The following is a 13,952-nucleotide window of genomic DNA, read 5'->3' as shown; positions in this document are numbered from 1 at the left end:
TCTCCAGGATCACCTGCGCGTCCTTCGGATCGTTCTTATCCCATGAGTTGAACAGCGCCTCGCGGTAGCGAGCCTGCACCACCGAATTTATGCTGACGACATCATGTCCGGCCCGTAACAGCCGGTTGGCCAGCGGTCGGTGGTAGTCGCCAGTGGGCTCAAGCGCTACGCGGCAATTGCCGCGTAGCGCTTGAAGGAAGCTCAGCAGCCGCTCAAAATCTGCTGCACTGTTGGCCATCCGGAAGCGTTGCTTCTTGCCTCCTGCTGGTTCGATCAGCACAGCATTCCAGTAGCGACCGACATCAATTGCAACCAGATTCAAGGGAAGTTCCTCAGCCATTTCGTTCTCTCCGGTGGTGAACAGACAATCCGGAGGATGCTCCTTACACCGATGGCTGGCATTCTGCATGTACTACGGTCCGGAGTTCGCTGGTAAGGTGCTGGATGCGTGGGCTTATGAGGCGGGTGTTACGCTGTCGTTCATCCGGCCCGGCAGGCCCGTGGAAAACGCTTACATCGAGAGTTTCAACGGGCGATTCCGCGGCGAATGCCTGAACGAGCACTGGTTCGTTTCCATGCGCCATGCCAGGCATTTGATTGAGGAATGGCGTATCGAGTACAACACTGAGCGGCCCCACAGCTCGCTCGGTTATCTGGCGCCGATGCAATTCGCGCGGGCGCACGAAGCGAAGGAATTATTAACCTCGGACTCTAACTCCACTTCGTACTAAAACCGGGGGCAGGTCAACGAACTTCCGCTTGTCTTAAAAGCGGCACCGCCGATGCCTGGTGAGTCAGCACTGTACGCTCAGGTCAAGGGCTTGCTCATGGCCGCTCAACGAGACCCAGCTATCAAGTCAGCGATCGTCGACGAGAGCAAGAAAGCGGAGGCGGAGGTCATTTCTCCGTTGCTTAACTTCAAAAGTTTCGGTCAGCCGCTGGCAAACCACTGGAATACGATCAGCAACGGCGCAGCATTCGGAACAGACTATTTCACCCGTACCGCTGTGGCAAGGTCCAACATTCTCGTCAACAAGAGCAATGAGACCAAGTACTTTATCTCGACAACGACGCGTCCGGCCAGCGGTTGAATGGCTCACGCGCATACACCGTGACGTTTTGCAAAAGGCTCGACACCGCCCGTCAAGGGTTTCTGGTCATTGACGTTGTACAACGCTCATCACTTCTTCGCTCCGAACGAAATCAAGCGGTATTCGGTAGGTACAAAGAACGAGGACCTAAAGCTCAATACTGACGGCACGCTCACGATTTACATTCAAAGTACGCCGCCAGAGGGAGAAAAGCGGGCCAATTGGTTGTCGTCTCCTGCGAATGAGGATTTCTCGTTGTATGTTCGTGCCTATTGGCCGGAGCCTGCCGTGCTTGCTGGAACGTGGACTCCGCCCGCAGTTCAAGCAACGCAATGACCAATTCAAAAGCGAGAACGCAATGAACCTTCGACTTCGCCTGACTGTATGCGCAGTAGCACTTGTCGCAAGCAGCATCGCCTACGGTCAATCACCGCACTACAGCGAACTTGCCAACCTACCTTTTCCAGGCGGCTACCCCGCAACGAAATTTGTTCAACCCTTGCAGGACGAGTGGCTTTTCCAAAGGGCTGTGCAGGTCTATCTGTGGACACTTCCCGCCCTGAGCGTCTTTGCAATGAAGGAAGGCTCGGAGCAAAAGTTTGGCGCCGGCTACAACGTTCTGCCGATCTTCAAACATCGTCTCGATGCAAAGACGCTTATACCACGCCGAATTCGGATGTGATCTACGCATTGGGCTATCTTGACCTTGCGAAGGACGGTCCGATCTTGATCGAGGTGCCGCCCGGATTGCAGGACATCCTCGACGATTTCTTCCAAAGGCCGATCTGTGGGCCGCAAGCGGAAGGGCATACATGGTGTGGCGATGTCGGCCTGCCGGGGCGGACAAGGGGCAGGGCGGCAAGTATCTCTTGGTCCCTCCGGGTATACAAAGCGAGGTCCCTGATGGCTATTCCGCTTCGTACTGAAACCGGGGGCAGGTCATCTTAACTCTTACATTCTTATTCAGCGAATAGCCGCCAACGCGGGCTCGCTTCCGCACCCTGCATGACTTGACAAAAAAGTTGATGACGTTCGGGAGGAGCGCAATCCCGTCAGCCACTCTTGGCCCATCTGAGTTGTCTATCGCGGGCGTGCAAATTTATTTTGTCCGCAAGAAGGGCCGCAAGAGTGCGCAGCGTCGTCACTTGCGAGGTTTTGAATCTTCGCGGGTCACGATCGATGACGCAGAGGGCGCCAAGCGGGAAACCTTCATAGTCGATTATTGGTGCCCCAGCATAGAATCGAATTCTAGGATCGCCTGTGACAAGGGGATTGGCACTGAAGCGCTCGTCTAAGGCTGCATCTTCTACAACGAACACGTCTTGCTGCTCAATGGTGTAATTGCAGAATGCGTTTGCTCTGGGCGTCTCTTGGACATCAAGGCCGAACCGCGCTTTGAACCATTGTTTTTCAGCCGTAAGGAGCGTAATCAGCGCAATTGGCGCCTTTAAGACGCTTGCTGCCATTGCGACAATCGCGTCGAATTCTTCCTGCCGCGGGCTGTCCACTAGATGCGTTCGAGCCAAAGCCTGCAAACGCGCATGTTCTTGAGTCAGCGCCTTGTTTGTCGCGGCTTTGTAATGTGGCGCGATCGCGGCTCGCAACTCGTCGTTACTCGCATGCTTGCTAACTACGCGTATCTGAGCATCACCGAGATCAAATTTAAATTCTTCGGGAGTCAGGGTCGACAAGACGACCACACGCGAATCGGAGAGCCTAGGCGATGCGAGAAGGCGCTTGAGTAGGGCGATCCGTTCCCAGTCGAGGCGATCAACCTCTAACACTAGCGCAGACGGCGTCTGATGCCCTGCCTCGATCAAACCAAACAGCGCGTCATGGACAACGGCGACCCGGATAGCGTGTAGGTCAGCGATGCTTTCACTGCATCGCTTCGCCGCTGCTTCGCTTGCGATCACGAGCACCGTGTGCAAGGTCTGCGTTGGTGCGACCACTCGTCGCGCACGCAGCGCAGCCACGGCACTCTTGCGAACGCGTCGGTGTCCGCCAGGCGTTTTCCAAGACTCGATAGCACCTTCCTCCACCCAAGTTTGCACGGTGCGGACTGACACACCTAGTATTTCCGCCGCTTGGCGCGTGGTCAAAATGGGATCGCTTTCCATTGCTTCTGAGCTCCTGAGGGCTTCGGTTGAGTATTCAGAATAATGACTAGCTAGAAAAAGTGCAAACTGCACCACTGGATTCGGCAAAATTAGAAGCTTGCTCATCAGCTGGCCGTGTCGCAATGTCACCGGTCTCGACCTGCTTTGTTTCCCACGAATCAGGAATTTTTAGCCGATCTGCAAATCGGCATTTTCTTCTGACGTCGTAACGTCTCGAGCGACATCGAAAATTCGGAAAAATTAAAGTTTGTCCTCGCGCGGCCGTAAGGCAAAACATGGCGCGGCGTACGAAGTCGTCCTTCCTGGACGATGCCCTTGTAACTCACTCGCCGAAACGACAACAAGGCCTTCTATGAAAACGTTGAGAAATATTAAAATCGGGGCGAAGCTTGGTATCGGCTTTGGCATCACGTTGCTCTCTCTTTGCTTGATCGGGGGACTTGCCCTATTTCAAGTTTCTCGTGTCTATAAGGGAACGGATGAGCTGGCTAACGATTGGATGCCAAGCGTGCTCACGCTTGGGGAGATCCAATCCGCGACAAACGCAGTAAGGCGGGGCTCCATGGGCGCACTTCTGGCGACGAGTCCGCAGGAGAAATCTGCGCAGGTGCAAAAGCGCAAAGATGGCCTAGCGACACTCAATCGTGCACTCGCTAAATACCCCTCGCTGATTTCGAATCCTGAAGAAAAGCAATTGTTTGACGCATTTAACGCGGCGTGGGCGGCGTATCTGGTCGCCGACAATAAGATCAATGCATTGAACGACGCCGGCGAGCAGAATTTTACTGAGGCCCGCGAAATTGCGGCTAATGAATCTGCGCCGTTGTTCGCAACCGTCTCTGCGCTGATCGACCGTGACGTCGCGCTCAATACAAAAGGCGCGAGCGAAGCGGCTGGAGCAGCCGCCATCGATTATCAGCGAACACTGGTTTTCACTTCGATTCTCATTGCATTGGCAATCGTACTCAGCGTCGCGGTCGGGTTACTCATTACGCGTTCGATCGTTACGCCGATTCGTCGGTCGCTCAAGGTTGCCGAGACTGTCGCCCAGGGTGACTTGACCTCAACCATCGTAGACGATGGTAAGGATGAGACGGGTGCATTGCTTCGAGCTCTCGGCAACATGAATGAGCGGCTGGTCGACATCGTGGGCCGCGTCCGAAACGGCAGCGAAAGTATTGCGACAGCCTCCGCTGAGATTGCAGCGGGGAACACCGATCTCAGTCAGCGAACGGAGGAGCAGGCGGCCTCGCTTCAAGAAACAGCGGCTAGCATGGAAGAGCTGACCTCGACGGTCAAACAGAACACGGAGAATGCGCAGCAAGGAAATACGCTTGCTGCGAACGCTTCGGAGGTGGCGGCGCGAGGTGGTGCTGCCGTAAGCCGCGTCGTTGACACAATGAAAGACATCAGTGCGAGCTCCGAAAAAGTCGCGGAGATCATCTCCGTGATCGAGGGCATAGCTTTCCAAACCAATATTCTTGCGCTCAATGCGGCTGTGGAGGCTGCGCGGGCCGGCGAAGAGGGACGAGGCTTCGCCGTAGTTGCAGGTGAGGTTCGCACGCTTGCCCAACGAAGTGCCACAGCGGCGAAGGAGATCAAAGATCTCATAGGCGAATCGGTCGCCAAAGTAAATGCTGGCTCTGATCTTGTTGACGAGGCTGGGCGGACAATGAACGAAGTCGTGCAATCAGTTAAGCGAGTAGCAGACCTTATGGGAGAGATCTCAGCTGCTTCGTCAGAGCAGCACACTGGTATTGAACAAGTGAATGTCGCTGTGTCTCAGATGGATGAGGTCACACAGCAGAATGCAGCGCTGGTTGAGCAAGCGAGCGCCGCGGCGCAGTCCATGGCGCAGCAATCGAGCGCGCTACGTGACCTAGTGTCGGTCTTCAAGCTTGGAAGCACTCCTCAAACTGATGCGGGCAGGCCGGAAGAAGTGAGTCGGACAATTCCACCCCGAAAAAAGGCACCCGAATTGCGCTCTAAAGCGTTCAACAATGGCATGCCGATGGCTGTTCCAATCTTGAAAACTGTCCGCATGACGCAGTCCGTTATGGACGAATGGCAGGCGTTCTGATTCCGATCAAACTCGTCCCTTAATGGACGTACCACAATGAATGCTCGCAAATCGAATCCCGTGCGTGGGCTCGGCTTCGCCCGGCGCGCGTACGCGCTACGAACGGTTGGACTGACCCTAGGGCTTGTCTTTGTCCAGATGATCCTATGGCGTGAGCATTCTTCGGATATTGCGAAGGCCTACATTGCAGTCTATTGCGTTGTCTGGCCTCACGTCGCATACCGTCTCGCATGTCGGTCTCGCGACCCCGCTCACGCGGAGCGTCTGAATATGTATTTGGACGATTTCGTGAGCGGAACATCCGTCGCGGTGATGAATTTCACGTGGCTTCCTAGTACGCTTGTACTGCTGATGTTCATGATGAACAACGTTGCCGCAGGCGGCTGGCGCCAATTGGCTAAAGGGTCGTTGCTTTGTGTATTAGGGACGGTAGCCGGCGCGGTGACATTCGGCTCGCGGGTCGAGCCGCAGTGGATTCCTGACGCAACAACGTTGTTGGCTTGTTTGCCGATGTTAGTGGTGTATCCCTTGTCGTTAGGCTTTGCTAGCTACCGCACCGCACTCAAGCTAGCCGAGCGATCAAAAGCGTTAAGACGCCTTAGCGAACAGGATCCGTTAACTGGCCTGCTGAATCGGAGCACTCTTAACTCACAACTGGCCCTGCGACTTGATGTACGAGATCCAAGTCATTTGCTCAACGTCCTATTTATCGATCTAGACGATTTCAAAATTGTCAACGACTCGCTCGGCCATCGCGTTGGGGATCAACTCCTAACAATTATCGCGGCTCGACTGAAAGAGGCGACCGATCAGGCCACTGAAGACATTGCTCGCTATGGAGGAGACGAGTTCGTCATCGTCTCGGTGCGTTCGCCTGCGGAGGCTGTCCGGGCGCTGGCCAAGGAAATTATCGACGAGATAAATGAACCGGTCTCTCTGGCTGGGCAGAGAATTCACGTGCGTGCCAGTATTGGCATTAGCACATTTCCTGATCATGGTCACAATCCCCAAGCGCTTCTGAGTCGAGCAGATGTCGCGATGTATGCAGCGAAGGCCGCAGGGCGCAATCGGATAGAACATTTCAATGAGCAGTTGCATTTAGCTGCCGCGAAGCGTCTCGAAGTGACGACGCGCCTTCAAAACGCCCTTTCGAACAAGGCCCTAAAGCTGCATTATCAACCGCAGGTCGATATGGTGTCCGGAGAGATCGTCGGAGTCGAAGCCCTGTTAAGGTGGCAAGACCCCGTGCTCGGGAACGTTTCCCCCGCTGCTTTCGTACCTATTGCCGAGTCCGATGGTCTGATTCATACGCTTGGCGAGTGGGTGTTGAATCAGGCGATTGAAGAAGCACAGCTGTGGATAGCAACAGGGCTACCGCCGATTCGAGTAAGCGTGAATGTTTCTCCCGTGCAGCTGGAAAACCCAAACTTCTTATCGATGATTAAGCGTTCGCTGCATTCGCACGGATTTGCGCCGCATTTGTTGGAAATCGAGCTTACCGAGGGCGCGTTAATACGCGATATCGAAGTTGCTGAGCAAGCACTCAGAAGCCTTAAAGAAATTGGACTATCTATTGCCATTGATGATTTTGGAACTGGATATTCCAGCCTCGCCTCTTTGCAGTGCTTCGATATAGATCGAATCAAAATCGATCAAAAATTCGTTCAGGCGATTGGGGTGGCGCCACGAGGCGAGGCAATCATCAAGGCGGTGATTACCCTTGCACACGCCCTAGGCTTTCATATTCTTGCTGAGGGCGTCGAGACGGACGAACAGCGAAAGTTTCTCATACAGAGCGCCTGTAAGGTCGGACAAGGATACCTTTTTGACCAGCCCCTGTCTGCAGCTGACATGAGAGAACGGTTGCGCCGACGTCCGCTTTTGCATAGGGACGCCCTGGCAATGGATAGCTCGCTGAAGGCAATTCCTAGTAATCGACCAGACGTTGCGCGTACCTGCGTTGCCAACTTAACGTCGTGAGACAACATCGATAGAGAGGATGAGGGATGCATGATCAAATGCGGCACTCCTTAGTCGCGCAAGTCTTCGAATGCATCGTAGCGACTCACGATCGCCACGTCATGCTCCTTGCTGGGTTGGTGTGCGCTGTGGGTATCTATGCTTCATTCGCTATTGCCCGACATGCTGCGCGTTCAACGGGCGTCGGTCGCACGCAGTGGGGCCTGACGAGCGTGATTGCAAGCGGCTGCACCGCTTGGGCAACGCACTTCATCGTTTTGCTGGCCTATCAGCCAAACATGCTGGTGGCCTTTGAGCCTGTCCTCACAGCGGTCTCGCTCACATGTGCCATTCTGGGCATTGGCGGCGGCGTAGCAGTCTCCATTAACAGTAAGCGTGGCCCCCGGCAGTTTATCGCCGGGTTGATCATCGGCGTGGGCGTTGCCGCATTACACTACATTGGGCAGAGCGCTTACTTGGTGCAAGGAGCGATTAGATGGAACCTCGGGCTCGTTATTCCGTCGATTATAGTCAGCCTGCCGATCTTCGGCCTGTCCATGGTGGCTGTTGCAAGCCGAAGTCGCCTTCTGCAGATGTGTGGCGCGCCGTCGATGCTTTTGGGAATCACGATACTGCATTTTTGCGGCATGGCGGCAATGACTTTAGCGCAAGATTCGAGCGTTGAGTTTCCGGCGGACGCTGTTGCTCCTCAAACCATTACTCCAATCGTTGCGGGGATCTCACTGGCCCTTATCGCACTGGCACTTCTGGGTTGGCGCTTCGATCTCGCCGCTAAAGCCAGAATTCGCCAAGACCGTAAGAGGTTGCGCGACCTCGCCGACGTGGCGCTTGAGGGGTTGCTGATCACTCAAAATGATTTGATCATAGCGGCTAATAAAAGCATTGAACGCCTATCCGGTTTCAACCAAGACGATCTTACGGGGAGCGACATCGTTCGAATCCTGCCAGGGCTTGAACTCATTGATCTTGCTGAACACGAAGAGCGCGAAGCGAACCTTTTTGGTGTTGACGGGACTGTCATTCCAGTGCGCGTGCTGCGCTCCAACGTCCCGCTTGGGCACAAGGTGCAAACCGTGATTGCTGTACGCGACCAGCGGGAACGGCTTCATACCGAGGAAAAGATGCGTAGGCTGGCGTTTGTCGATCCGCTAACCGGCTTGCACAACCGCACGAAGTTCACGGAGTTGCTTGAACGCTATACGTCGACTGCACGACACTCGGAAGAAAAGCTTGCAATTCTGTTGATCGATCTTGATAGCTTCAACATAGTGAACGACACGTTTGGGCATGCAGTCGGTGACATCGTCCTCCAAGAGGTCTCTCTTCGTCTGTTGTCAGTTGCAAAAGAGAAGGGTGTGGTTGCGCGGCTAGGCGGCGATGAATTCATCGTAATGCTAACGGGGCAAGCAAGCGTCATAACGGCCGTCGATGTCGCAGCTGAGATCATCGAGGAGTTGAGCGCTCGACCCTTCGGACCTGACGGGAAAACTATCCATATTGGTGCCAGCGCCGGGCTGGCGTTATTTCCAGAAGATGGAAAAGATGCGACATCGCTGTTGAGGAACGCCGACCTTGCTATGTATTTAGCAAAAAGCGAAGGCAAGGGCACATTTCGACGCTATCGAAAAATTCTACACGACAGACTTCAAGAGCGGCAGACCCTAGAGGCAGGACTGCGAGCGGCGTTGTCCGAAGGACATCTCGAACTGCACTACCAGCCCCTTGTTGACACCTCGACCGGGCGCATCACGTCCGCAGAGGCTTTAGTGCGTTGGCGCCATCCAACGCAGGGCCTTATCGCACCGGCTACTTTTATCGGTCTCGCTGAAGAGACTGGGCTTATCGTGCCGCTTGGAGCCTGGGTATTGCGCACCGCGTGCGCTGAAGCGTCGACGTGGCCGGCTGAGATTGGTGTTGCTGTTAATCTCTCGCCGGCTCAGTTTCTTGATCAATCCCTCGTCTCGGTAGTGGCATCGGCCATACGAGATGGCCATATCTCTGCCCAACGCCTTGAGGTTGAGGTTACCGAAGGGGTGTTGCTTACCGAAAGTGGATCAACTCTTGAAGCGCTCAACCGTCTACGTAGTATGGGAGTTCGGGTTTCGATGGATGACTTCGGAACCGGATATTCATCTCTTAGTTATCTTCGAAAATTTCCTTTTGACCGGTTGAAAATCGATCGATCGTTTGTGCGAGGGATTCCACTGGACGCGGAAAGCGTTGCTATCGCTCGAGCTATCATTACCATGAGTACATGCCTAGGTTTGCTGGTGACCATGGAAGGGGTCGAAACGGCTGAACAATATGCATTCGCTGTTTTAGAGGGATGTACGAGTACCCAGGGCTACTTCATAAGTCGACCATTGGCCCCTGCCCGGTTTGCAGCATTCCTTCGTGCATGGAATAACCAAGCAATCGATACACTTGCGTCGCCTGCTATTGAAAACGAATGTCTTACTCAAGACAGCTTTCACGAGCTTGGAATTAAATCGCTGTGATATCAACATCGTCTGCAGGCGACGCGCGTGCTGTCTTTCACAACCGGAGGCGAGTACTACAAGCGATTGCGCGGGCAGCTAAGCAACAATGTTGTAAGCAGCGAGACGCCTAGCCCCTCAAAAGGCATCGCGGTACGTACAAAATTGTAACGCCTCTATAACATCCAGGGCACTGTATAATTATCATACGAAAACGATATATTGGTTGTGTCCACTAAGTAAGGGACCTGTTCTTCCTCCTCTCAGGTTCTGGTCCGACTTCTCGGAAAGGCCGGGACCTTTTTGCCGACCTGACAGGTCGGCTTTTTTTGCGTCTTGACTTGTTACCAGCAGGCTTGACCATTCGTATGCGAGGTTTATGGTTAAGTGGCAGCAAAATCGGTAAATAATGACAGTTTATTGCCGTGCCGGGATTCGTGCGGCAGGCCCATAAAGTTCAAAAAGACAGTCACGCTGGCCCACCCTGCGCTGAACGAGGCGTCTTTCTTACCTTAACCAGTTATCTGCCTTTGCAACTTAACCACTTAGGTGCGTTTCGAATGCCGTAGTAGGCAGCAAATGGACGTCGAGCCGTCCGACTGTTCAGTGTGTGAAGCCAAGACCGGCCTCCCTTTATCAGTACTTTCGAGACGTATGCCGCGGCCATAAGAGGAAGTCGTAGGGTGAAAAATCGTGTCTCGACGATGACACGGCAGACGCGATCCACTTGCTGCTTTAACAAAAAGAAGAAGGGCGGCGGGTCGTATCGACAACCGCCTTCGAACGCCGTGGGTGTTTTCGTAGGACCATAACTTGCGGGGCTTGCCAATTTATCTTGCCCGAGGCGTATCAGTATGGCTGACCACTCCAAACTTCCAATCATTGAAACCGGGATCCCTGAGTTAGATGTCATTTTGAGGGGCGGTCTACCAAAGAATCGGTTGCATCTGGTCGAAGGTGCACCGGGGACTGGGAAAACCACGCTTGGCATGCGTTTTCTGCTTGATGGATTAGCCCGCAACGAGCGGTGCCTGTACGTCACACTATCGGAGTCGGTCGAGGAACTTGTCACTACTGCGAGCACACATGGATGGAGTACCGACGGCATCGAATTCTTTGAACTGATTCCCGAAGAGGCTCGTCCTGAGCGACAGCAAACTGTGTTGTTCCCGACGGAAGTAGAATTCGGGAAGACTATCGAGCAATTAACAAATCAGATTGCTAAGTCGAAGCCAGATCGCATTGTTATCGACAGCATATCGGAAGTGCGAATGCTCGCACAGGACCGTCTGCAATTCCGCCTGCAGATGACGTTCCTCAAGCGCTTCCTACAAGGCGGAAAAGCCACGGCGCTGCTTTTGGATGATCTGACGGAGAACGACAAAGGCGACCTGCATAGCTTCGTGCATGGCGTGCTGTCTTTGCGCCTGTTAGAGCGAAATTACGGGGCTGCGCAACGCCGCGTGCGCATCGCCAAGATGCGTGGCGTCAACTTTCAGAGTGGGTGGCATGACTATGCCATCGTGACTGGCGAAATATTGGTATTTCCTAGTCTCATTGCCGAAGAGCATGAGAGCAATGTGCAGGGCGAACCGCTTTTGAGCGTCTTTGACGATTTGAACAATGTGTTTTCGCAGGGATTAGACCGCGGAACGACAACCATGCTGATTGGTCCTTCGGGGGCAGCAAAGTCGACCATTGCGATGAGTTATGCGCTTGGCGCCACACGCGGCGGTGAGTCAGCAAGCTTCTTCTCGTTCGACGAGACTTACGAAACGTTCGAGCGGCGCAACGAGTCTCTGAGCCTTAGTCCAGCCGAGGCAATGCGGGCAGAGAAGTTCTATTGGCGACGCATGAATCCCTCACGAATCTCCCCGGGGGAATTCGTTTGGCAGGTTCGACGGGATGTCGAAGATCGCGATGTTCGCGTGGTTGTGATTGACAGCATCAACTCATACCTGAGTACAATGCCCGAGGAGCAGTCCCTGATCTTGCATTTGCACGAGTTGCTGAGCTATCTCAATAAGCGGGGCATTGTCACAATTCTGATCCTCGCACAGCAAGGCGTCGTGGGCGACGTCGAAAATCCAATCGATCTTAGCTTTCTGAGTGATACGGTAGTGTTGTGCCGCTTCTTCGAAGCCGCGGGCACGCTACGTCGCGCATTGGCTATCGTCAAGCGCCGTACAGGCGCTCACGATCTGTCAATCCATGAATATCGGCTTTCGTCTACGGGCATGCAGTTAGGCCCAGAATTGTCAGCGTTACGCGGCATCTTTACAGGCGTGCCTGATTACACAGGCGCAGGTGAGGAACTGTTGTATCTAAACCCCAACGATTGACCGGCCAATCGCGCAATGAACACATACGCTAGTCCTTCTGCGGGCTCGATCGCCATTTGTGCGCCATCCGGGATCGATGCAAAGACGATCTCTCAAACGATCAATGCGATAGATCTCAAGACGAGCATCCTTGACACTCTAAACGAGTTTGGTGCGCGCCTATCAGAAGATGACGGCTCTACGTTTGCCGGACTGTTTGTCGCCGAAGAGGCGCTAATCGATGAGATGTCGCTTGCTGATGCGCTCCGTCAACAACCAGTCTGGTCCGATTTGCCTGTCATCATTCTGACCGTTGCCGGACACCGCGCCAGCAGCCGCAAGCGCTGGATGCTCTTCGAGAGCCTGGGCAACGTCACCCTGCTGGCCCGTCCGCTGCGCCGGGAGGATCTCGAAAGTGCAGCACGCGGTATCGTCAGGGCACGCACGCGACAGCAGGAAACGCGTGCACACTTGCTTGAGCTCAAACTCTCCGCACAAGAGTTAGAGCGACGCGTAGATGAGCGCACAACAGCATTGATGGACGTCGAGGCAACGCTGCGCCAGTCGCAGAAGATGGAGGCGATTGGTCAGTTGACCGGCGGTCTCGCCCACGACTTCAATAACCTATTGCAAATCATCAGCTCGAACACAGAATTGATCAAACTGCGGATCCGGCACGGGGACGTGACGAACCTTGGACGCTACGCAGATAACGTTTCAGGCGCCACCGAGAAAGCGGCCGCATTAACGCACCGTTTGCTAGCGTTCTCGCGCCAGCAAACGCTTGATCCAAAGCCGGTGGATATCAATAGGCTGGTGCTCGAGATATCAGACTTGGTCAAGAGCACTATTGGCCCGTCAATCAGGTTTAAGGCGACATTACATGCCGATCCGGTGTTGACGTTGTGCGACGCGCCGCAGCTCGAAAATGCTCTATTGAATCTTTGCATCAATGCGCGAGACGCTATGCCCAACGACGGCCAAATCGACGTTACGACCGATCGCACGACCCTCAGTGAACAGCACGCCAAGCGCTTAGGACTTGCAGTTGGCGATTATGTCTCGGTCGCCGTAAGCGATAACGGAGAAGGCATGACGCCTGACGTTGCAGCGCGTGCTTTCGATCCATTTTTTACCACTAAGCCGATGGGACAAGGGACTGGACTTGGCCTGTCCATGGTCTACGGCTTCGCGCGTCAGTCGCAGGGACAAGCCATTATCAATACGGTCGCGGGGAAGGGGACTACGGTAAGCCTGTGGTTACCTGAGCTTCAAGCGGCGCCATGCGCAACCCATAATGCCAGCTCATCGGAAACTACTGTCGAATTATCGACGGCCACGAATTTACTTCTCGTTGACGACGAGGCGGGGGTACGTATGTTGGTGGCCGAGATGCTTCGCGAAGCGGGATACAAGGTCACCGAAGCAAGCGATGGAGTTGAGGGGCTTGAAGTTCTGCAGTCGAGAGCACCAATTGATTTAGTTGTGACCGACATTGGCATGCCCACATTGAACGGCTTGGATATGGTCGAACAGGCACGCGCTTTTAGGCCGGAGCTCAAGGTGCTATTTATTACGGGTTATGCGCAGCAGCAGGGAGCTTTGAGTCGACAACTCGATCGGAATGCTCACGTGCTGACGAAGCCATTCGTGATGAACGCGTTGCTTGAGCGCGTCGCTGTAATCTTGAATGAGACACCGGCTCGTTAATTGTTCGACGTCTGGGTACAAGATACGCCATCACACACTGTCTGGTATGTAGCGCGCATGTTAGCTGCGGCTTTCGGCCCAGGCCGGTGGCCCAAAGCCCGCGCGTTCTACATGCGCGGCCGACGAGAATGTGTTCGAGGCTGCGTTGCAAAGCGGCCATTCCGACATCGTCA

10 protein-coding genes and 2 pseudogenes are annotated in these 13,952 nt (G+C 54.3%); 10 read left to right on the top strand and 2 right to left on the bottom strand.

The annotated features are described in order from the left end of the window. A partial coding sequence (locus NCT04_RS33270; protein WP_502800723.1) for an IS110 family transposase occupies positions 1-340 on the bottom strand: 340 nt, incomplete at its 3' end. Positions 341-416: 76 nt separating this feature from the next. Here NCT04_RS33270 and NCT04_RS33265 point away from each other — a divergent pair. The 5 genes and pseudogenes from NCT04_RS33265 to NCT04_RS33250 form a co-directional block, all read left to right on the top strand. Continuing rightward, positions 417-731: pseudogene (locus NCT04_RS33265) on the top strand (integrase core domain-containing protein); the annotation flags it as partial. Positions 732-827: 96 nt separating this feature from the next. Further along, positions 828-1,091, top strand: a complete 264-nt coding sequence (locus NCT04_RS33260) for a hypothetical protein (RefSeq protein WP_250470075.1) — start codon at positions 828-830, stop codon at positions 1,089-1,091. A gap of 39 nt (positions 1,092-1,130) precedes the next feature. Continuing rightward, a pseudogene (locus NCT04_RS34795) lies at positions 1,131-1,427 on the top strand (DUF1214 domain-containing protein); the annotation flags it as partial. A gap of 22 nt (positions 1,428-1,449) precedes the next feature. Next, positions 1,450-1,773, top strand: a complete 324-nt coding sequence (locus NCT04_RS33255; protein ID WP_250470074.1) for a hypothetical protein — start codon at positions 1,450-1,452, stop codon at positions 1,771-1,773. Beyond that, positions 1,770-2,039 (top strand): DUF1254 domain-containing protein, encoded by a 270-nt coding sequence (locus NCT04_RS33250; protein ID WP_250470073.1) that lies wholly within the window; start codon positions 1,770-1,772, stop codon positions 2,037-2,039. The genes NCT04_RS33255 and NCT04_RS33250 overlap by 4 nt, the downstream gene beginning before the upstream one ends. A 104-nt stretch (positions 2,040-2,143) precedes the next feature. Here NCT04_RS33250 and NCT04_RS33245 read toward each other — a convergent pair whose 3' ends face one another. Beyond that, positions 2,144-3,316, bottom strand: coding sequence for a GAF domain-containing protein (locus tag NCT04_RS33245; protein WP_250470072.1), 1,173 nt, complete (start codon positions 3,314-3,316; stop codon positions 2,144-2,146). A gap of 247 nt (positions 3,317-3,563) precedes the next feature. On the opposite strand from NCT04_RS33245, the gene NCT04_RS33240 reads away from it, so the two are divergent. From NCT04_RS33240 to NCT04_RS33220, 5 genes are all read left to right on the top strand, one after another. Then, the gene (locus NCT04_RS33240) at positions 3,564-5,291 is read left to right on the top strand and encodes a methyl-accepting chemotaxis protein (RefSeq protein ID WP_250470071.1); all 1,728 of its coding nucleotides are present in this window, start codon (positions 3,564-3,566) and stop codon (positions 5,289-5,291) included. Between the two features lie 36 nt (positions 5,292-5,327). Next, complete coding sequence (locus NCT04_RS33235) at positions 5,328-7,271, top strand: EAL domain-containing protein (RefSeq protein ID WP_284509496.1); 1,944 nt, start codon at positions 5,328-5,330, stop codon at positions 7,269-7,271. 26 nt (positions 7,272-7,297) lie between these two features. Next, positions 7,298-9,769 (top strand): bifunctional diguanylate cyclase/phosphodiesterase, encoded by a 2,472-nt coding sequence (locus tag NCT04_RS33230; protein ID WP_250470070.1) that lies wholly within the window; start codon positions 7,298-7,300, stop codon positions 9,767-9,769. An 833-nt stretch (positions 9,770-10,602) separates the two neighbouring features. Further along, a complete protein-coding gene (locus NCT04_RS33225) occupies positions 10,603-12,090 on the top strand; it encodes an ATPase domain-containing protein (protein ID WP_250470069.1) in 1,488 nt (495 codons plus the stop codon). A gap of 15 nt (positions 12,091-12,105) precedes the next feature. Then, positions 12,106-13,779, top strand: a complete 1,674-nt coding sequence (locus NCT04_RS33220; RefSeq protein ID WP_250470068.1) for a response regulator — start codon at positions 12,106-12,108, stop codon at positions 13,777-13,779. Positions 13,780-13,952 lie beyond the last annotated feature (173 nt).

The organism is Caballeronia sp. GAFFF2 (genome assembly GCF_023631485.1).
Lineage (GTDB): Bacteria > Pseudomonadota > Gammaproteobacteria > Burkholderiales > Burkholderiaceae > Caballeronia.
This window is presented reverse-complemented; position numbering and strand designations above follow the sequence as displayed.

Excerpts from the sequence above, each read along its gene's own strand:
- NCT04_RS33260 (WP_250470075.1), top strand. The coding sequence starts at position 828 with ATGGCCGCTCAACGAGACCCAGCTATCAAGTCAGCGATCGTCGACGAG.
- NCT04_RS33255 (WP_250470074.1), top strand. The coding sequence starts at position 1,450 with ATGAACCTTCGACTTCGCCTGACTGTATGCGCAGTAGCACTTGTCGCA.
- NCT04_RS33245 (WP_250470072.1), bottom strand. The coding sequence starts at position 3,316 with ATGAGCAAGCTTCTAATTTTGCCGAATCCAGTGGTGCAGTTTGCACTT.
- NCT04_RS33240 (WP_250470071.1), top strand. The coding sequence starts at position 3,564 with ATGAAAACGTTGAGAAATATTAAAATCGGGGCGAAGCTTGGTATCGGC.
- NCT04_RS33235 (WP_284509496.1), top strand. The coding sequence starts at position 5,328 with ATGAATGCTCGCAAATCGAATCCCGTGCGTGGGCTCGGCTTCGCCCGG.
- NCT04_RS33230 (WP_250470070.1), top strand. The coding sequence starts at position 7,298 with ATGCATGATCAAATGCGGCACTCCTTAGTCGCGCAAGTCTTCGAATGC.
- NCT04_RS33225 (WP_250470069.1), top strand. The coding sequence starts at position 10,603 with ATGGCTGACCACTCCAAACTTCCAATCATTGAAACCGGGATCCCTGAG.
- NCT04_RS33220 (WP_250470068.1), top strand. The coding sequence starts at position 12,106 with ATGAACACATACGCTAGTCCTTCTGCGGGCTCGATCGCCATTTGTGCG.